The 15,998-nt window shown below is 65.1% G+C and carries 29 protein-coding genes; all 29 read left to right on the top strand.

Translation table 11 applies throughout. From position 1 onward, the window contains the following. Positions 1–105: EF-Tu C-terminal domain-related protein (locus AC1RU4_RS25460; RefSeq protein WP_492894540.1), on the top strand; the 105-nt coding region annotated here is incomplete at its 5' end. A gap of 100 nt (positions 106–205) precedes the next feature. Next, positions 206–514 carry a 30S ribosomal protein S10 gene (gene rpsJ, locus AC1RU4_RS25455; RefSeq protein WP_068022220.1) on the top strand — a complete coding sequence of 103 codons (309 nt, stop codon included), beginning with the start codon at positions 206–208 and terminating at the stop codon, positions 512–514. A 22-nt stretch (positions 515–536) separates the two neighbouring features. After that, on the top strand, positions 537–1,280 hold the full coding sequence (rplC, locus tag AC1RU4_RS25450; RefSeq protein ID WP_492894534.1) for a 50S ribosomal protein L3: 744 nt from the start codon (positions 537–539) through the stop codon (positions 1,278–1,280). Further along, positions 1,280–1,900 (top strand): 50S ribosomal protein L4, encoded by a 621-nt coding sequence (gene rplD, locus AC1RU4_RS25445; RefSeq protein WP_492894532.1) that lies wholly within the window; start codon positions 1,280–1,282, stop codon positions 1,898–1,900. Before rplC ends, rplD begins: the two co-directional genes overlap by 1 nt. Next, entirely contained in the window at positions 1,897–2,193 is a 297-nt protein-coding gene (locus tag AC1RU4_RS25440; RefSeq protein WP_152301884.1) for a 50S ribosomal protein L23, read from the top strand. The genes rplD and AC1RU4_RS25440 overlap by 4 nt, the downstream gene beginning before the upstream one ends. Before the next feature lie 22 nt (positions 2,194–2,215). Continuing rightward, positions 2,216–3,049 (top strand): 50S ribosomal protein L2, encoded by an 834-nt coding sequence (gene rplB, locus AC1RU4_RS25435; protein ID WP_492894530.1) that lies wholly within the window; start codon positions 2,216–2,218, stop codon positions 3,047–3,049. Between the two features lie 17 nt (positions 3,050–3,066). Further along, positions 3,067–3,345 carry a 30S ribosomal protein S19 gene (gene rpsS / locus AC1RU4_RS25430; protein ID WP_492894528.1) on the top strand — a complete coding sequence of 93 codons (279 nt, stop codon included), beginning with the start codon at positions 3,067–3,069 and terminating at the stop codon, positions 3,343–3,345. Between the two features lie 11 nt (positions 3,346–3,356). Then, on the top strand, positions 3,357–3,737 hold the full coding sequence (gene rplV / locus AC1RU4_RS25425) for a 50S ribosomal protein L22 (protein WP_492894526.1): 381 nt from the start codon (positions 3,357–3,359) through the stop codon (positions 3,735–3,737). Further along, on the top strand, positions 3,737–4,444 hold the full coding sequence (gene rpsC, locus AC1RU4_RS25420) for a 30S ribosomal protein S3 (protein WP_492894524.1): 708 nt from the start codon (positions 3,737–3,739) through the stop codon (positions 4,442–4,444). The genes rplV and rpsC overlap by 1 nt, the downstream gene beginning before the upstream one ends. A gap of 32 nt (positions 4,445–4,476) precedes the next feature. Next, on the top strand, positions 4,477–4,890 hold the full coding sequence (gene rplP / locus AC1RU4_RS25415; RefSeq protein ID WP_492894522.1) for a 50S ribosomal protein L16: 414 nt from the start codon (positions 4,477–4,479) through the stop codon (positions 4,888–4,890). 11 nt (positions 4,891–4,901) lie between these two features. Next, a complete protein-coding gene (gene rpmC, locus AC1RU4_RS25410; RefSeq protein ID WP_492894520.1) occupies positions 4,902–5,111 on the top strand; it encodes a 50S ribosomal protein L29 in 210 nt (69 codons plus the stop codon). Between the two features lie 10 nt (positions 5,112–5,121). Further along, positions 5,122–5,370 (top strand): 30S ribosomal protein S17, encoded by a 249-nt coding sequence (gene rpsQ, locus AC1RU4_RS25405; protein ID WP_492894518.1) that lies wholly within the window; start codon positions 5,122–5,124, stop codon positions 5,368–5,370. 72 nt (positions 5,371–5,442) lie between these two features. Beyond that, the gene (gene rplN / locus AC1RU4_RS25400; RefSeq protein WP_163073307.1) at positions 5,443–5,811 is read left to right on the top strand and encodes a 50S ribosomal protein L14; all 369 of its coding nucleotides are present in this window, start codon (positions 5,443–5,445) and stop codon (positions 5,809–5,811) included. Beyond that, positions 5,811–6,128: a 50S ribosomal protein L24 gene (rplX, locus tag AC1RU4_RS25395; RefSeq protein WP_492894516.1), complete on the top strand. Its 318-nt coding sequence runs from the start codon at positions 5,811–5,813 to the stop codon at positions 6,126–6,128. The genes rplN and rplX overlap by 1 nt, the downstream gene beginning before the upstream one ends. Then, positions 6,121–6,678: a 50S ribosomal protein L5 gene (gene rplE, locus AC1RU4_RS25390; RefSeq protein WP_492894514.1), complete on the top strand. Its 558-nt coding sequence runs from the start codon at positions 6,121–6,123 to the stop codon at positions 6,676–6,678. Before rplX ends, rplE begins: the two co-directional genes overlap by 8 nt. Before the next feature lie 60 nt (positions 6,679–6,738). Beyond that, a complete protein-coding gene (rpsN, locus tag AC1RU4_RS25385) occupies positions 6,739–7,044 on the top strand; it encodes a 30S ribosomal protein S14 (RefSeq protein ID WP_492894512.1) in 306 nt (101 codons plus the stop codon). 13 nt (positions 7,045–7,057) lie between these two features. Continuing rightward, positions 7,058–7,456, top strand: coding sequence for a 30S ribosomal protein S8 (gene rpsH / locus AC1RU4_RS25380; RefSeq protein WP_213359085.1), 399 nt, complete (start codon positions 7,058–7,060; stop codon positions 7,454–7,456). 20 nt (positions 7,457–7,476) lie between these two features. Next, a complete protein-coding gene (rplF, locus tag AC1RU4_RS25375; RefSeq protein WP_492894509.1) occupies positions 7,477–8,010 on the top strand; it encodes a 50S ribosomal protein L6 in 534 nt (177 codons plus the stop codon). Between the two features lie 12 nt (positions 8,011–8,022). Then, a complete protein-coding gene (rplR, locus tag AC1RU4_RS25370) occupies positions 8,023–8,385 on the top strand; it encodes a 50S ribosomal protein L18 (RefSeq protein ID WP_492894507.1) in 363 nt (120 codons plus the stop codon). A gap of 40 nt (positions 8,386–8,425) precedes the next feature. Then, complete coding sequence (gene rpsE, locus AC1RU4_RS25365) at positions 8,426–8,977, top strand: 30S ribosomal protein S5 (RefSeq protein ID WP_170010303.1); 552 nt, start codon at positions 8,426–8,428, stop codon at positions 8,975–8,977. A gap of 29 nt (positions 8,978–9,006) precedes the next feature. Next, positions 9,007–9,198: a 50S ribosomal protein L30 gene (gene rpmD, locus AC1RU4_RS25360; RefSeq protein WP_492894505.1), complete on the top strand. Its 192-nt coding sequence runs from the start codon at positions 9,007–9,009 to the stop codon at positions 9,196–9,198. Positions 9,199–9,220: 22 nt separating this feature from the next. After that, entirely contained in the window at positions 9,221–9,712 is a 492-nt protein-coding gene (gene rplO / locus AC1RU4_RS25355; protein ID WP_492894503.1) for a 50S ribosomal protein L15, read from the top strand. 56 nt (positions 9,713–9,768) lie between these two features. Beyond that, on the top strand, positions 9,769–11,100 hold the full coding sequence (secY, locus tag AC1RU4_RS25350; RefSeq protein WP_492894501.1) for a preprotein translocase subunit SecY: 1,332 nt from the start codon (positions 9,769–9,771) through the stop codon (positions 11,098–11,100). Next, the gene (locus AC1RU4_RS25345; RefSeq protein ID WP_492894499.1) at positions 11,097–11,681 is read left to right on the top strand and encodes an adenylate kinase; all 585 of its coding nucleotides are present in this window, start codon (positions 11,097–11,099) and stop codon (positions 11,679–11,681) included. Before secY ends, AC1RU4_RS25345 begins: the two co-directional genes overlap by 4 nt. A 201-nt stretch (positions 11,682–11,882) precedes the next feature. Continuing rightward, positions 11,883–12,251 (top strand): 30S ribosomal protein S13, encoded by a 369-nt coding sequence (gene rpsM, locus AC1RU4_RS25340; RefSeq protein WP_492894497.1) that lies wholly within the window; start codon positions 11,883–11,885, stop codon positions 12,249–12,251. A 116-nt stretch (positions 12,252–12,367) separates the two neighbouring features. Beyond that, positions 12,368–12,757, top strand: coding sequence for a 30S ribosomal protein S11 (gene rpsK, locus AC1RU4_RS25335; RefSeq protein ID WP_213356507.1), 390 nt, complete (start codon positions 12,368–12,370; stop codon positions 12,755–12,757). 121 nt (positions 12,758–12,878) lie between these two features. Continuing rightward, positions 12,879–13,904: a DNA-directed RNA polymerase subunit alpha gene (locus AC1RU4_RS25330; protein ID WP_492894495.1), complete on the top strand. Its 1,026-nt coding sequence runs from the start codon at positions 12,879–12,881 to the stop codon at positions 13,902–13,904. Positions 13,905–13,977: 73 nt separating this feature from the next. Continuing rightward, complete coding sequence (gene rplQ / locus AC1RU4_RS25325; protein WP_492894493.1) at positions 13,978–14,403, top strand: 50S ribosomal protein L17; 426 nt, start codon at positions 13,978–13,980, stop codon at positions 14,401–14,403. A 167-nt stretch (positions 14,404–14,570) separates the two neighbouring features. Further along, the gene (locus AC1RU4_RS25320) at positions 14,571–15,995 is read left to right on the top strand and encodes a Do family serine endopeptidase (RefSeq protein WP_492894538.1); all 1,425 of its coding nucleotides are present in this window, start codon (positions 14,571–14,573) and stop codon (positions 15,993–15,995) included. The last annotated feature ends 3 nt before the right edge of the window (positions 15,996–15,998 follow it).

Here is a 15,998-nt window from a genome sequence, read left to right as displayed (position 1 = left end):
GTGGCGCTGATCGTGCCGATCGCGATGGAAGACAAGCTGCGCTTCGCCATCCGCGAAGGCGGACGCACCGTCGGTGCCGGCGTCGTCGCCAGCATCATCGAGTGAGTTGAAGCAATCCCGAGGGGCGCTGGTTCGCCTGCGCCTCTTTTTCGTGGAGCTCGTAATAGAGCCCTATTGGCGAGCCCTCTGGGAGCCTTGAAGTCAAATGAACGGCCAGAACATTCGGATCCGCCTGAAGGCGTTCGATCATCGTATATTGGACGCTTCGACGCGCGAAATCGTCAACACGGCGAAGCGTACCGGCGCCCAGGTCCGCGGACCTATTCCGCTGCCGACGCGGATCGAGAAATTCACGGTCAACCGCTCTCCTCACGTCGACAAGAAGTCGCGTGAGCAGTTCGAAATGCGGACGCATAAGCGTCTGCTGGACATCGTCGACCCGACCCCCCAGACCGTGGACGCGCTGATGAAGCTCGACCTCGCTGCGGGTGTCGACGTCGAGATCAAGCTCTGAGAGAAGGCGAGGGGACACGGCCATGCGGTCAGGCGTCATCGCCCAGAAGGTCGGAATGACCCGCATCTTTACCGATGCTGGTGAGCATATTCCGGTCACTGTGCTGAAAGTCGATAATTGCCAGGTGGTTGCCCACCGGACACTCGACAAGAACGGATATGTTGCGGTTCAGCTCGGCGTCGGCCGTGCAAAGCCGCAGAACACGACGCGCGCCATGCGCGGGCACTTCGCGGTTGCGAAGGTCGAGCCCAAGCGCAAGCTCGCCGAGTTCCGGGTCGAGGAAGACGGGCTCATCCCGGTCGGGGCGGAGCTCACGGTGGATCACTTCGTGGTCGGCCAGTTCGTCGACGTGACGGGCACTTCCACCGGCAAGGGTTTTGCCGGCGGCATGAAGCGTCACAACTTCGGCGGTCTGCGGGCCACCCACGGCGTGTCGATCTCGCACCGTTCGATCGGTTCGACCGGCGGCCGTCAGGACCCGGGCAAGACCTTCAAGAACAAGAAGATGCCCGGTCACATGGGCGTCGAGACCGTGACCACCCAGAATCTCAAGGTGGTGCTCACGGACGTGGAGCGCGGCCTGATCGCCGTCGAAGGCGCCGTACCCGGCCACAAGGGTGGCTGGATCCTGGTTGCCGACGCGGTGAAGAAGACGCTGCCGGCCGATGCACCCAAGCCCGGCAAGTTCCGGATCGTGGGCGAGGTCGACGCTCCGTCTGCCGACGTCGCTCCCGCGACCGAGGCGAGCGCCGAGGAGACTGTGTGATGGAACTCGCCGTCAAAACTCTCGAAGGGGCCGATGCCGGCTCCGTGACGCTGTCGGACGAGATCTTCGGTCTCGAGCCCCGCCAGGACATTCTGCATCGCTGCGTGGTGTGGCAGCTGTCGCGCCGTCAGGCGGGGACGCATCAGACGCTTTCCCGCGCGGACGTCAACCGCACCAAGCGGAAGATGTACAAGCAGAAGGGCACCGGCGGCGCCCGCCACGGCGCGGCTTCCGCTCCGCAGTTCCGCGGCGGCGCCAAGGCGTTCGGTCCGGTTCAGCGCAGCCATGCGAGTGAGCTGCCGAAGAAGGTCCGCGCGCTCGCCCTGAAGCACGCGCTCTCCGCCAAGGCGAAGGATCAGCAGATCATCGTCCTGGACGACGCGACGCTCGCCGAGCCGAAGACCAAGCTGCTCAAGGAGCGGCTGGCCAGCCTCGGCCTGTCGAACGCGCTGGTGATCTCGGGTGCGCAGGTCGATGCCAATTTCGGCCTCGCCTCGCGCAACATTATCCACCTCGACGTGCTGCCCGTGCAGGGCATCAACGTCTACGACATCCTGCGTCGCCAGACCCTGGTGCTGACGAAGGCGGCTGTCGACGCTCTGGAGGCGCGCTTCAAATGAGTCTCGATCCGCGCCACTACGACGTGATCGTGTCCCCGGTCATCACCGAGAAGGCCACGGCTGCGTCCGAGCATAACAAGGTCGTCTTCAAGGTTGCTCTGACGGCTACCAAGCCGCAGATCAAGGAGGCGGTCGAGAAGCTCTTCGACGTGAAGGTCGAGAGCGTCAACACGCTGGTCCGCAAGGGGAAGACGAAGTTCTTCAAGGGCCGCAAGGGCGTGCAGAACGACGTGAAGAAGGCGGTCGTGACCCTCGCCGAGGGACACTCCATCGACATCACGACGGGTCTGTGAGCCGGGACAAGGGATCAGAGACATGGCGCTCAAAACCTTCAAGCCGGTAACGCCGAGCCTCCGTCAGCTCGTCATCGTCGACCGTTCGGCCCTCTACAAGGGCAAGCCGGTCAAGACGCTGACCGAGGGCAAGTCGGAAGCTGGCGGCCGCAACAACACCGGTCGCGTGACCGTCCGCTTCCGCGGCGGCGGTCACAAGCAGGCCTATCGCGTGGTCGACTTCAAGCGCGCCAAGCGCGATGTGCCGGCCGTGGTGGAGCGGATCGAGTACGATCCCAACCGCACGGCGTTCATCGCCCTCATCAAGTATGAGGACGGCGAGCTGAGCTACATCCTGGCTCCGCAGCGCCTTGCGGTCGGCGATCAGGTCCTCGCTTCCAAGAGCGTCGACGTGAAGCCCGGCAACACCGCGCCGCTCGCCAACCTGCCGGTCGGCACGATCGTGCATAATGTCGAGCTGAAGATCGGCAAGGGCGGCCAGATTGCCCGTTCCGCCGGCTCCTACGCGCAGATCGTCGGTCGCGACCAGGGTTACGTGATCCTGCGTCTCAACTCCGGCGAGCAGCGCCTGGTTCACGGCGAGTGCTGCGGCACGGTGGGTGCGGTGTCCAACCCGGACCACATGAACACCAATCTCGGCAAGGCCGGCCGCACACGCTGGCTCGGCTGGCGCCCGCATAACCGCGGCGTCACCATGAACCCGGTCGACCATCCGCACGGCGGCGGCGAAGGCCGCACGTCGGGCGGCCGTCATCCGGTCACCCCGTGGGGCTTGCCGACCAAGGGCAAGAAGACCCGGAAGAACAAGTCGACCACGAAGTTCATCGTGTCGAGCCGTCACGCCCGCAAGAAGTGAGCGAGGGAATCTGAATTATGTCTCGATCGGTCTGGAAAGGTCCGTTCGTCGACGGCTACCTCCTCAAGAAGGCGGAAGCCGTGCGCGGTTCGGGGCGTCACGAGGTCGTCAAGATCTGGAGCCGTCGCTCCACGATCCTGCCCCAGTTCGTGGGCATCACCTTCGGCGTCTATAACGGTAACAAGCATGTCCCGGTCTCGGTGAACGAGGACATGGTCGGCCACAAGTTCGGCGAGTTCGCCCCGACCCGTACCTATTACGGGCACGCGGCGGACAAGAAAGCCAAGCGCAAGTAGAGGCAGGGGTCATGGGAAAGGCAGCTCGTCCGCGCACGCTCGCGGATACGGAAGCCAAGGCGGTTGCGCGTAACCTTCGCGTCAGCCCCCAGAAGCTCAACCTCGTCGCCGGACTGATCCGGGGGAAGAAGGTCGCGACAGCGCTCGCCGACCTGCAGTTCTCCCGCAAGCGGATCGCGGTCGACGTGAAGAAGTGCCTGGAATCGGCGATCGCGAATGCCGAGAACAATCATGAGCTCGACGTCGACGATCTCGTCGTCGCCGAGGCGCATGTCGGCAAGGGTCTCGTCATGAAGCGGTTCGCGGCCCGTGCCCGCGGCCGGGCGAGCCGCATCGAGAAGCCGTTCTCGCATATCACGATCGTGGTGCGTGAAGTCGAGGAGAAGGCCTGATGGGTCAGAAGGTCAACCCGGTCGGGCTCCGGCTCGGCATCAACCGCACCTGGGATTCGCGCTGGTTCGCCAGCAAGGGCGAATACGGCCAGCTGCTGCATGAAGACATCAAGATCCGCGAGATGCTGCAGAAGCTGCTCAAGCAGGCTGCCGTCTCCAAGATCGTGATCGAGCGCCCGCACAAGAAGTGCCGCGTCACCATCCACTCGGCGCGTCCGGGTGTGGTGATCGGCAAGAAGGGCGCCGACATCGACAAGCTTCGCAAGAAGGTTGCCGAGATGACCGCCTCGGAGGTGTTCATCAACATCGTCGAGATTCGGAAGCCGGAAATCGACGCGCGCCTGGTCGCCGAATCGATCGCCCAGCAGCTCGAGCGCCGTGTGGCGTTCCGTCGCGCCATGAAGCGCGCCGTGCAGTCGGCGATGCGTTTGGGCGCCGAAGGCATCCGTATCAACTGCTCCGGCCGCCTCGGCGGCGCGGAAATCGCCCGTCTCGAATGGTATCGTGAAGGGCGCGTGCCGCTTCACACCTTGCGCGCGGACGTGGATTACGGTACGGCCACCGCCTTCACGACCTACGGCACCTGCGGTGTCAAGGTCTGGATCTTCAAGGGCGAAATCCTCGAGCACGATCCCATGGCGCAGGACAAGCGCCTTGCGGACTCCGAGCCGTCGGGTGGCCGTCCCTCGCGCCGCGACGCGGCGTGAGCCAGATACGAGAATAATGAGAGGCGCGAGCTATGTTGCAACCAAAGCGCACAAAGTTCCGTAAGCAGTTCAAGGGCCGTATCCACGGTGCCGCGAAGGGCGGAACTGACCTCAATTTCGGCCAGTTCGGGCTGAAGGCGATGGAGCCGGAGCGTGTCACTGCACGCCAGATCGAAGCCGCGCGCCGCGCGCTGACCCGTCACATGAAGCGTGCGGGCCGCGTGTGGATCCGGGTGTTCCCGGACGTGCCGGTGTCGAAGAAGCCGACCGAAGTCCGCATGGGCAAGGGCAAGGGCGCTCCCGAATTCTGGGCCGCCAAGGTCAAGCCTGGCCGAATCATGTTCGAGATCGATGGCGTGAGCCAGGAGATCGCCAAGGAAGCGCTGACGCTGGCGGCTGCCAAGCTGCCGATCAAGACGCGCTTCGTCGAACGTATCGCCGAGTGACGGAGGGAATCATGACGAAGGCTTCCGACATCCGGACCAAGACCGTCGACGAGCTCAGCGACGAGCTGCTCAACCTGAAGAAGGAGCAGTTCAACCTGCGCTTCCAGAAGGCGACCGGTCAGATGGAGAACACCGCGCGCGTGCGTCAGATCCGCCGCGATATCGCGCGGATCAAGACGATCCAGGCGCAGAAGGCCGCTACCGCGGCCCAGGCCAAGTGAGGAGATAACGATGCCGAAGCGTTTGCTGCAGGGCGTCGTGGTGAGTGACAAGCAGGACAAGACCGTCGTGGTCCGTGTCGAGCGTCGTTTCACGCATCCGCTGCTGAAGAAGACCGTCCGCCGTTCCAAGAAGTATCACGCCCACGACGAGGCGAATGCCTGGAAGGAAGGCGATACCGTCTGGATCGAGGAGAGTCGTCCTCTGTCCAAGCTGAAGCACTGGACGGTCGTCCAGGGCGAGAAGCGGGTTGAAGTCTGAGCTTCCCGGAAACGGGGTTGAGGGTGCGGCGGTTTAACCGTAGCGCGCAGGTTTACGAGAAATAGGTGCGTCATGATCCAGATGCAGACCAATCTCGACGTGGCGGACAATTCCGGCGCGCGTCGCGTCATGTGCATCAAGGTGCTTGGCGGTTCGAAGCGTAAATACGCCCATGTCGGCGACATCATCGTGGTGTCGGTGAAGGAAGCTATTCCGCGCGGCCGTGTTAAGAAGGGCGACGTGATGAAGGCGGTGGTCGTTCGTACCGCCAAGGACATCCGCCGCGTCGACGGGACGGTGATCCGCTTCGACCGCAATGCGGCCGTGCTGATCAACAACAACAAAGAGCCGGTCGGCACCCGTATCTTCGGACCGGTGCCGCGCGAACTTCGCGCGAAGAACCACATGAAGATCATCTCGCTGGCGCCGGAGGTGCTGTGATGGCGGCGAAAATCAAGAAGGGCGACAAGGTCGTCGTCCTCGCCGGTCGCGACAAGGGCCGCAACGGCGAAGTCATTGAAGTGCTTCCGAAGGAAGGCACCGCGAAGGTTCGCGGCGTTAACCTGGTGAAGCGCCATCAGCGGCAGACCGCGAACCAGGAAGGCGGGATCATCTCGAAAGAGGCCTCGATCGACCTGTCGAATATCGCGATCGCCGATCCGAAGGACGGCAAGCCGACCCGCGTCGGTTTCCTTGTGCAGGCCGACGGCAGCAAGGTGCGCGTCGCCAAGCGCTCGGGGGAGAAGATCGATGGCTGAGACCAGCTACAGCCCGCGGCTGAAGTCCTTCTACGAGGACGTCGTCCGCCCGAAGATGATCGAGCAGTTCGGCTACAAGAACCCCATGGAAGTGCCGACCATCGAGAAGGTCGTCATCAACATGGGCGTGGGTGAAGCCACGGCCGACACCAAGAAGGTGCAGACCGCCGCCGCGGACCTCGCGATGATCGCCGGCCAGAAGCCGGTCGTCACCCGCGCCCGCCAGGCGATCTCGAACTTCAAGCTGCGCGAGAACCAGCCGGTCGGCGCGAAGGTCACCCTTCGCAAGACCCGCATGTACGAGTTCGTCGACCGCTTGGTCACCATCGCGCTGCCGCGCGTTCGCGACTTCCGCGGCCTGAACCCGAAGAGCTTTGACGGCCGTGGCAATTTCGCCATGGGCATCAAGGAGCACATCGTGTTCCCCGAGATCAACTACGACAAGGTTGATCAGATGTGGGGCATGGACATCATCGTCTGCACGACGGCGAAGACGGACGAAGAGGCGCGCGCGCTTCTGAAGGCCTTCAACTTCCCGTTCCGTCAGTAAGCATCCCCTTCCGGCCGTGGGGCGGGAGCCCCAAACGCGGAGAGCTAGGAGCAAAAGCATATGGCGAAGAAAAGCGCCGTCGAAAAGAACGAACACCGTCGGAAGCTCGCCAAGAACTATTCCGGCAAGCGTTCGCGCCTGAAGGCCCTTGTCCAGAACAAGGAACTGCCGATCGAGGAGCGCTTCGCCGCGGTCCTCAAGCTGGCTGAGCTTCCGCGCAACTCGGCAAAGGTCCGCATTCGCAACCGTTGCGAGATCACGGGCCGTCCGCGCGCGTATTATCGCAAGCTGAAGATGTCGCGCATCGCGCTCCGCGAACTTGGTTCGCAGGGTCAGGTGCCCGGCCTCGTCAAGTCGAGCTGGTGAGGAGGGTCGACCCATGTCCACATCCGATCCGATTGGCGATCTGATCACCCGCATCCGCAATGCGCAGATGCGTCGCAAGGAAAAGATCTCGACCCCCGGCTCGCGCCTGCGCGCTTCCGTGCTGGAAGTGCTGGCGGCCGAGGGCTTCATCCGCGGCTATTCGGCTTCCGAGCCGGTCAATGGCCGTACGGAGTTCGAGATCGAGCTGAAGTACTATGACGGCGAGCCGGTGATCCGCGAGATCTCCCGCGTCTCGAAGCCTGGCCGGCGCGTCTATTCGTCGGTCAAGACCCTTCCGCGCGTCGCCAACGGTCTTGGCGTCGCTGTCGTCTCCACGCCGCAGGGCGTGATGGCGGACCACGAAGCCCGCGACAAGAACGTGGGCGGCGAGGTCCTCTTCACGGTCTTCTGATCGGGAGGGAGAGAGAGCACATGTCCAAGATCGGCAAAGCACCCGTCACCATCCCCGCCGGCGTCACCGCCAATATCGAGGGTCAGACGGTCAAGGTGAAGGGCCCCAAGGGCGCCCTGCAAGTGAACGTCGTCGACGAGATCGGCGTGACGCTCGAGAACGGGGCGATCCTGTTCTCGCTCAACGGCGAGACCAACCGCCACAAGGCGATGTGGGGCCTGTCCCGCACGCTGGTGTCGAACCTCGTCGAAGGCGTGACCAAGGGCTTCGAGAAGAAGCTTGAGATCAGCGGCGTCGGCTACAAGGCGGCGGTGCAGGGCAAGAACCTGAACCTCTCGCTGGGTTACAGCCACGACGTGATCTATGCGATCCCGGAAGGCATCCAGATCGTCACGCCGAAGCCGACGGAAATCGTCGTCAGCGGCATCGACCGTCAGAAGGTCGGGCAGGTCGCCGCCGAGATCCGCGAGTATCGCGGCCCCGAGCCCTACAAGGGCAAGGGCGTCAAATACGCCGGCGAATTCATCTTCCGCAAGGAAGGCAAGAAGAAGTAACGGATCGGTACCATGGCAAAGTTTCAGGACGCTACCGAGCGCCGCAAGGCGCGTGTCCGCCGCGCATTGCGCGCGACGGCGAACGGGCGGCCGCGCCTCTCGGTGCATCGCTCGTCGAAGCACATCTATGCGCAGATCATCGACGACGCGCGCGGCGTGACCATCGCCGCCGCCTCGTCGCTTGAGAAGGATCTGCGGGAAAGCCTCAAGACCGGCGCGGACGTCGCGGCGGCCCAGGCGATCGGCAAGCTCGTGGCGGAACGTGCCGTCGCAGCCGGTGTGAAGGACGTGGTCTTCGACCGCGGCTCCTTCATCTATCACGGCCGCGTCAAGGCGCTCGCCGAGGCCGCCCGCGAAGGCGGTCTCAACTTCTAATCACGAGCGGGATCCCCCGCAGAACGACGAGGATAAGATCATGGCTCGTGAACGTGAGCGTGAACGCGAGGATCGCGACAACACGTTCGTGGACAAGCTGGTCCACATCAACCGTGTTGCCAAGGTCGTCAAAGGCGGCCGTCGGTTCGGCTTCGCCGCGCTGGTCGTCGTAGGCGACCAGAAGGGCCGCGTGGGCTTCGGCCACGGCAAGGCCCGCGAAGTGCCGGAAGCCATCCGCAAGGCCACGGACGCCGCCAAGCGCGCGCTGATCCGCGTGCCGCTGCGCGAAGGCCGTACCCTGCACCATGACGTGCATGGTCATCACGGCGCCGGCAAGGTGGTGCTTCGCGCCGCCCCGGCTGGTACCGGCATCATCGCCGGCGGCCCGATGCGCGCCGTCTTCGAGACGCTCGGCATGCAGGACGTGGTGGCGAAGTCGTTCGGCTCGTCCAACCCGTACAACATGGTTCGCGCGACCTTCGACGCGCTGAAGAACCAGGACAGCCCGCGCCTGGTTGCGGCTCGCCGCAGCCTCAAGGTGTCGCAGCTTCAGTCGCGCCGTCGTGTCGACGACGCTGAAGCGACCGACTGACGCGCTTCGGGAACAGATTGGAGCGTATCATGGCGAACAGCACCACCAAGATCACGGTCGAGCAGGTCGGTAGCCCGATCCGCCGGCCGGGCGACCAGCGGGCGACGCTCGTCGGTCTCGGACTGAACAAGCTCGGGCGTCGTTCGACGCTCGAGGACACCCCGGCCGTGCGTGGCATGATCTTCAAGGTCCGCCACCTCGTTCGCGTCGTCGAAGCGTGACGGCGGGCGAAGGAGACAGGCGATGAGCAGCCTCAACGACATCAAAGACAACGAAGGCGCACGCAAGAAGCGCATGCGCGTCGCCCGGGGTATCGGTTCCGGCAAGGGCAAGACCGGCGGCCGTGGCGTGAAGGGTCAGACCTCGCGCACCGGCGTCGCGATCAAGGGCTTCGAAGGCGGTCAGATGCCCCTGCATCGCCGTCTGCCCAAGCGCGGCTTCCACAACATCTTCGCGCTGGACTGGAACGAGGTCTCCCTCGGCCGCATCCAGACCGCGATCGATGCCGGCAAGCTGGATGCGAAGCAGCCGATCACCGAGGCGGCCCTCGTCGCCGCCGGCGCGCTGCGTCGCGCCAAGGCCGGCGTGCGGGTGCTGGGCTCGGGTGAGCTGACCGCCAAGGTCGTGCTCGAAGTCGCCCATGCGACCAAGTCGGCCGTCGCGGCGATCGAGAAGGCCGGTGGCACTGTGACGCTGCTCGCGGTGTCGACGACCTCTGGCGAAACGGAGGCCTGACGCTTAAGTCAGGTCTTTCGTATTGATACAGGGCACAGGCGAGGAGCGAAGCCACCATGGCGTCCGCAGCGGAACAACTCGCGGCTAACCTCAATTTCGGTGCTCTGGCAAAAGCCGAAGAACTGAAGAAGCGCATCTGGTTCACGCTGGGTGCGCTTCTCGTCTATCGGCTAGGCACCTATATTCCGATGCCCGGGATCAATCCCGACGCGCTTGCGGACGTGTTCCGCACCGCGCAGCAGGGCATCATCGGCCTCTTCAACATGTTCTCGGGCGGCGCCGTCTCGCGCATGGCCATCTTCGCCCTGAACATCATGCCGTACATCTCCGCCTCCATCATCGTTCAGCTGCTGACCACCGTCTCCCCGACGCTGGAAGCGCTGAAGAAGGAAGGCGAGGCCGGCCGCAAGACCATCAACCAGTACACGCGCTACCTCACGGTGGTGCTCGCGGTGTTCCAGTCCTACGGCATCGCCGTCGGCCTCGAAGGCTCGGGCGCGGTCGTGGCCGATCCCGGCTGGTTCTTCCGCATCTCGACGGTGATCACGCTGACCGGCGGCACCATGTTCCTGATGTGGCTCGGCGAGCAGATCACCTCGCGCGGCATCGGCAACGGCATCTCGCTGATCATCTTCGCCGGCATCGTGGCGGAGCTGCCCTCGGCGATCGCCAACACGCTGGAGCTCGGCCGCCAGGGCGCGATCTCGACCGGCATCATCATCGCGGTGATCCTGATGGCGGTCGCCGTCATCATGTTCATCGTGTTCATGGAGCGGGCGCAGCGGCGGCTGCTGATCCAGTATCCGAAGCGCCAGGTCGGCAACAAGGTGTATGAGGGCCAGTCCTCGCACCTGCCGCTGAAGCTGAACTCGTCGGGCGTCATCCCGCCGATCTTCGCCTCCTCGCTGCTGCTCATCCCGACCACCGTCGCCAGCTTCATGCAGGGCAGGGGACCGGAATGGCTGACCACGGTGACGACCCTGATCGGCCATGGCCAGCCGCTGTTCATGCTGCTCTATGTGGCGCTGATCGTGTTCTTCTGCTTCTTCTACACCGCGATCGTGTTCAACCCGACCGAGACCGCGGACAACCTGAAGAAGCATGGCGGCTTCATTCCCGGCATCCGTCCCGGCGAGCGTACGGCCGAGTATATCGACTATGTGCTGACTCGCATCACGGTCATCGGCGCTGCTTACCTAGCGATCGTCTGCCTGTTCCCTGAGATTCTGATCTCCTATGCCGCCGTGCCGTTCTATTTCGGCGGCACGTCCCTGCTCATCGTCGTCAGCGTGACGATGGACACGGTGGCCCAGGTTCAGGGACACTTGCTGGCGCATCAATATGAGGGGCTGGTCAAGAAGGCCAAGCTCAGGGGGAAGCGTCGATGAGACTGATTCTTCTTGGTCCGCCGGGAGCGGGCAAGGGAACTCAGGCGCAGCGTCTGGTCGCGCGGCACGGCATCGTGCAGCTGTCGACCGGGGACATGCTGCGCGAGGCGGTGCGCAACGGGACGCCCGTCGGCCTGCGGGCCAAGGAAGTCATGGATGCCGGCAAGCTGGTGTCCGACGACATCGTGATCGATATCGTCGCCGACCGGATCGACCAGCCGGACGCCGCCAAGGGATTCATCCTCGACGGCTTTCCGCGCACGGTCGCCCAGGCGGTGGCGCTCGACAAGATGCTCGCCGAGAAGGGCCAGAAGCTCGACGCGGTGATCGAGTTCCGGGTCGACCAGGAGAAGCTGGTCGGTCGCATCCTCCAGCGCGCCCGGGAAGCCCTCGAACGCGGCGAGCCGGTGCGCAGGGACGACGACCCGGAGATCTTCAAGACCCGGCTCGAGGCCTTCAATCGCGACACCGCCGTCGTCTCTCCCTATTACGCGGAACGCGGTCTGCTGGTGGCGGTCGACGGCATGCGCCCGATCGACGAGGTCGAGACGGCGATCGCCGAGCTTCTCGAAACGGTGTGAGCGGCATCGGCGATTCCGGTGCTGGGCTTGACTCGACGCCGGAATCGCACTAAGAGCCGCGCTTCACTTAAGCGGGCGTCGTTCTTCGACATCGTTTGCGATGTCGAGCGGCGCCTTGTGTGTGTCCCTGCATGGGCCGGCCTCCACCGGACGCGGGGTTCATTCGTCACCGGGTTCGCCCGGTTTACATGGAGACGGCACGTGGCCCGTATCGCAGGCGTAAACATTCCGACCAACAAGCGCGTCATCATTGCGCTTCAGTACATTCACGGCATCGGCGCGAAGAACGCGGCCGACATCGTGTCGAAGGTCGGCATTCCTCTGGATCGTCGCGTCAATCAGCTGACCGACCAGGAAGTGCTCCAGATCCGCGAAGCCATCGACCGCGACTATGTCGTGGAAGGCGACCTGCGTCGCGAAGTCGCGATGAACATCAAGCGCCTGATGGACCTCGGCTGCTATCGCGGCCTGCGCCACCGCCGCGGCCTGCCGGTGCGCGGTCAGCGCACCCACACCAATGCCCGCACCCGCAAGGGTCCGTCGAAGCCGATCGCCGGCAAGAAGAAGTGAGTCGAGGCGGGCTTCGGCCCGCTTCTTTCGTGCCTGCGGCTGCGGCCGCGGGTTTCGCCTGCCTGTTTGTCCCGAGCGCCTGGCACTACGGGCGCGTCTGAAGGATCGAGAAGTTTATGGCCAAGGATACCACTCGCATTAAGCGTCGCGAGCGCAAGAACATCGCCTCCGGCGTGGCTCATGTGAACGCGTCGTTCAACAACACCATGATCACCATCACCGATGCGCAGGGCAACACCATTGCCTGGTCGTCGGCTGGTGCCATGGGCTTCAAGGGCTCCCGCAAGTCGACGCCGTATGCCGCGCAGGTCGCGGCCGAGGATTGCGCGCGCAAGGCGTCGGAGCACGGCATGCGCACGCTGGAAGTCGAGGTCTCGGGTCCGGGTTCGGGTCGCGAGTCGGCTCTGCGCGCGTTCCAGGCGGCGGGTTTCATGGTGACGTCGATCCGTGACGTCACCCCGATCCCGCACAATGGTTGCCGTCCGCGCAAGCGCCGGCGCGTCTGACGCATTTGACGGCCGGCGGCGCCACTCGCCGCCGGGTCCGCTGCGTTTGGCATTCTCTCCGGCCCCAGGGCCGGAGCGGCGGTCGCAGGGCAGGGTGCCCGCGGCTCCGTCGACAGCAAGGGTGACGCAAGTGATTCAGAAGAACTGGCAAGAGCTCATCAAGCCCGAAAAGCTCGAAGTCTCCGCCGGGAGCGATGCCAAGCGCCTCGCGACCGTGGTCGCCGAGCCGCTGGAGCGCGGCTTCGGCCAGACGCTCGGCAATGCTCTGCGCCGTATCCTCCTGTCGTCGCTGCAGGGCGCGGCGGTGACGTCCGTCCACATTGACGGCGTGCTGCACGAGTTCTCGTCGATCCCGGGCGTCCGCGAGGACGTGACCGACATCGTGCTGAACATCAAGGACATCGCCATCAAGATGGCTGGCGATGGCCCCAAGCGCATGGTGGTGAAGAAGCAGGGTCCGGGCGTCGTCACCGCCGGCGACATCCAGACGGTCGGCGACGTGCAGGTGCTGAACCCCGAGCTGGTTCTGTGCACCCTCGACGACGGCGCCGAGATCCGCATGGAGTTCACGGTCGATACCGGCAAGGGCTATGTCGCCGCCGACCGCAACCGGCCCGAGGACGCGCCGATCGGTCTCATCCCCGTCGACAGCCTGTACTCGCCGGTGAAGAAGGTCTCCTACAAGGTCGAGAACACCCGCGAGGGCCAGATCCTCGACTATGACAAGCTGACCATGACCATCGAGACCAACGGCTCGATCGGCCCGGAGGACGCGCTCGCCTATGCCGCGCGCATCCTGCAGGACCAGCTCGAGATCTTCGTGAATTTCGAGGAGCCCAAGCGCGAGGCCGAGAGCCCCGCCATGCAGGAGCTGCCCTTCAACCCGGCGCTCCTCAAGAAGGTGGACGAGCTCGAACTCTCGGTGCGTTCGGCCAACTGCCTGAAGAACGACAACATCGTCTATATCGGCGACCTGATCCAGAAGACCGAGGCGGAGATGCTCCGTACCCCGAACTTCGGCCGCAAGTCGCTGAACGAGATCAAGGAAGTGCTCGCCAGCATGGGCCTGCATCTCGGCATGGAAGTGCCGGGCTGGCCGCCGGAGAACATCGAGGATCTCGCCAAGCGGTTCGAAGATCACTACTGAGCAGTGAGCGCGGCGTTCGAGCCGCTCCCCCCATTCCCCGGCTCGAAGGCCGCCGCATTTTAGGAACTTTGCCATGAACCACGGCAAGACGTATCGGAAGTTCAACCGGACCGCCGAACACCGCAAGGCCATGTTCGCCAACATGGCCCAGGCGCTCATCACCCATGAGCAGATCGTCACCACCCTGCCGAAGGCGAAGGATCTTCGCCCGGTGGTGGAGAAGCTGATCACCCTCGGCAAGCGGGGCGGCCTGCACGCCCGCCGCCAGGCGATCGCCGACGTGCGCGACGTCGCCGTGGTGCGCAAGCTGTTCGACGTCATCGGCCCGCGCTACAAGGAGCGCAATGGCGGCTACACCCGCATCATCAAGGCGGGCTTCCGCCACGGTGATTCGGCCCCGGTGGCGGTGATCGAGCTGGTCGATCGTGACGAGAGCGCCAAGGGCGCCGCCGATCTCGCCCGCCACGAGGCCGAGAAGGCGGAAGAAGCCGCGGCCTGATCGGTCGATCTTCCATGGTCATTTCGGCAAGGGCGGCCCTCGGGTCGCCCTTGTTCGTTCGGGCGGGGCGTTCGGCGAGGCGCGTTCGTGCGGGAAGGCCGATGTTTCGGCACCAGGTGCTGGACCTCGCCCTTTCTCCGCCATGGCGCGGCGCTTATATTCCCGCCATGCAATGCACCGCGCTCTCCCTCGCCGCCCTCCTCGCCATCGCCACGCTCCAGCCCGCCACCGCGCAGCAGCCGCGCGTGCCGGCCTCGCGCGCGGAGATCTCGCTCAGCTTCGCACCGGTGGTGGCCCGCACGGCGCCGGCCATCGTCAATGTCTACGCGCTGCGCACGGTGCAGGCGCGCCCGGGCAATCCGCTGCTCGACGATCCGTTCTTTCGCCGCTTCTTCGGGGCCCCCTCCGGCCCGGGTCCCGGTTTCGGCGGGCCGAGCGAGCGGATGCAGCGGGCGCTCGGCTCCGGCGTGGTGGTCGATCCGAGCGGCCTCGTCATCACCAACAACCACGTCATCGAGGGCGCCGATGAGGTGCGCGTCGCGCTGGCGGACAAGCGCGAGTTCGACGCCGACATCCTGCTGCGCGACCCGCGCACCGATCTCGCGGTACTGAAGCTGAAGGGCGGCAAGGCCGGCTTCGTTTCCGCCGAGCTCGGCAGCTCCGACGATCTTCAGGTCGGCGACATCGTGCTGGCCATCGGCAATCCGTTCGGCGTCGGACAGACGGTGACGCAGGGCATCGTCTCCGCGCTCGCACGCACCCAGATCGGCATTACCGACTACCAGTTCTTCATCCAGACCGATGCCGCCATCAACCCCGGCAATTCCGGCGGCGCTCTCGTCGACATCAATGGCCGGGTGGTGGGAATCAATACCGCGATCTTCTCCCGCTCCGGCGGCTCGCAGGGCATCGGCTTCGCCATTCCCGCCGACATGGTGCGTGTGGTGCTGCAATCGGCGCTGAACGGCGGCAAGTCGGTGCGCCGGCCATGGCTCGGCGCCCGTCTGCAACGGGTGACGCCGGATATCGCCGAGGGGCTCGACCTGGCGCGGCCGGTCGGCTCGCTGGTGCAGAGCCTCACGCCGGGCAGCCCGGCGGAAAAGGGCGGGCTGCGTGTCGGCGATCTCGTGGTCGCCATTGCCGGGCAGGAGGTCGACGACCCCGATGCCTTCGGCTACCGCTTCGCCACCCGGCCGCTCGGGGGCAGCGTGGAGGTCGCCATCGCGCGGCAGGGCCGCAACCTGACGCTGGCCTTGCCGCTGGAGCCGGCACCGGAAACCTCGCCGCGCGACGAGGCGGCGATCGGCGGACGCTCGCCGCTGACCGGGGTGACGGTGGTGAACCTGTCGCCGGCGGTGGTGGAGGAGATGCGCACCGTCGATGTCGAGCAGGGCGTCGTGGTCACCGCCGTGGAGGACGGCTCTCCCGCCGACCGCACCAACCTGCGCGTCGGCGACGTGGTGCTGGAGGTGAACGGCCTTGCCATCGCCCACACCGCCGATCTGGTGCGGGCGACGCAGACCCCCTCGCGCGTCTGGCGCATCACCCTCCAGCGCGGCGGCCGCAAGATGACCGCCATGCTTCCGGGCTAGCCG

This window comes from Ancylobacter sp. GW821-FHT10E12 (genome assembly GCF_058809335.1).
Note: the sequence above shows the minus strand (reverse complement) of the source record. Positions and strands in the feature narration are given on the sequence as shown.

Excerpts from the sequence above, each read along its gene's own strand:
- rpsJ (WP_068022220.1), top strand. The coding sequence starts at position 206 with ATGAACGGCCAGAACATTCGGATCCGCCTGAAGGCGTTCGATCATCGT.
- rplC (WP_492894534.1), top strand. The coding sequence starts at position 537 with ATGCGGTCAGGCGTCATCGCCCAGAAGGTCGGAATGACCCGCATCTTT.
- rplD (WP_492894532.1), top strand. The coding sequence starts at position 1,280 with ATGGAACTCGCCGTCAAAACTCTCGAAGGGGCCGATGCCGGCTCCGTG.
- AC1RU4_RS25440 (WP_152301884.1), top strand. The coding sequence starts at position 1,897 with ATGAGTCTCGATCCGCGCCACTACGACGTGATCGTGTCCCCGGTCATC.
- rplB (WP_492894530.1), top strand. The coding sequence starts at position 2,216 with ATGGCGCTCAAAACCTTCAAGCCGGTAACGCCGAGCCTCCGTCAGCTC.
- rpsS (WP_492894528.1), top strand. The coding sequence starts at position 3,067 with ATGTCTCGATCGGTCTGGAAAGGTCCGTTCGTCGACGGCTACCTCCTC.
- rplV (WP_492894526.1), top strand. The coding sequence starts at position 3,357 with ATGGGAAAGGCAGCTCGTCCGCGCACGCTCGCGGATACGGAAGCCAAG.
- rpsC (WP_492894524.1), top strand. The coding sequence starts at position 3,737 with ATGGGTCAGAAGGTCAACCCGGTCGGGCTCCGGCTCGGCATCAACCGC.
- rplP (WP_492894522.1), top strand. The coding sequence starts at position 4,477 with ATGTTGCAACCAAAGCGCACAAAGTTCCGTAAGCAGTTCAAGGGCCGT.
- rpmC (WP_492894520.1), top strand. The coding sequence starts at position 4,902 with ATGACGAAGGCTTCCGACATCCGGACCAAGACCGTCGACGAGCTCAGC.
- rpsQ (WP_492894518.1), top strand. The coding sequence starts at position 5,122 with ATGCCGAAGCGTTTGCTGCAGGGCGTCGTGGTGAGTGACAAGCAGGAC.
- rplN (WP_163073307.1), top strand. The coding sequence starts at position 5,443 with ATGATCCAGATGCAGACCAATCTCGACGTGGCGGACAATTCCGGCGCG.
- rplX (WP_492894516.1), top strand. The coding sequence starts at position 5,811 with ATGGCGGCGAAAATCAAGAAGGGCGACAAGGTCGTCGTCCTCGCCGGT.
- rplE (WP_492894514.1), top strand. The coding sequence starts at position 6,121 with ATGGCTGAGACCAGCTACAGCCCGCGGCTGAAGTCCTTCTACGAGGAC.
- rpsN (WP_492894512.1), top strand. The coding sequence starts at position 6,739 with ATGGCGAAGAAAAGCGCCGTCGAAAAGAACGAACACCGTCGGAAGCTC.
- rpsH (WP_213359085.1), top strand. The coding sequence starts at position 7,058 with ATGTCCACATCCGATCCGATTGGCGATCTGATCACCCGCATCCGCAAT.
- rplF (WP_492894509.1), top strand. The coding sequence starts at position 7,477 with ATGTCCAAGATCGGCAAAGCACCCGTCACCATCCCCGCCGGCGTCACC.
- rplR (WP_492894507.1), top strand. The coding sequence starts at position 8,023 with ATGGCAAAGTTTCAGGACGCTACCGAGCGCCGCAAGGCGCGTGTCCGC.
- rpsE (WP_170010303.1), top strand. The coding sequence starts at position 8,426 with ATGGCTCGTGAACGTGAGCGTGAACGCGAGGATCGCGACAACACGTTC.
- rpmD (WP_492894505.1), top strand. The coding sequence starts at position 9,007 with ATGGCGAACAGCACCACCAAGATCACGGTCGAGCAGGTCGGTAGCCCG.
- rplO (WP_492894503.1), top strand. The coding sequence starts at position 9,221 with ATGAGCAGCCTCAACGACATCAAAGACAACGAAGGCGCACGCAAGAAG.
- secY (WP_492894501.1), top strand. The coding sequence starts at position 9,769 with ATGGCGTCCGCAGCGGAACAACTCGCGGCTAACCTCAATTTCGGTGCT.
- AC1RU4_RS25345 (WP_492894499.1), top strand. The coding sequence starts at position 11,097 with ATGAGACTGATTCTTCTTGGTCCGCCGGGAGCGGGCAAGGGAACTCAG.
- rpsK (WP_213356507.1), top strand. The coding sequence starts at position 12,368 with ATGGCCAAGGATACCACTCGCATTAAGCGTCGCGAGCGCAAGAACATC.
- rplQ (WP_492894493.1), top strand. The coding sequence starts at position 13,978 with ATGAACCACGGCAAGACGTATCGGAAGTTCAACCGGACCGCCGAACAC.
- AC1RU4_RS25320 (WP_492894538.1), top strand. The coding sequence starts at position 14,571 with ATGCAATGCACCGCGCTCTCCCTCGCCGCCCTCCTCGCCATCGCCACG.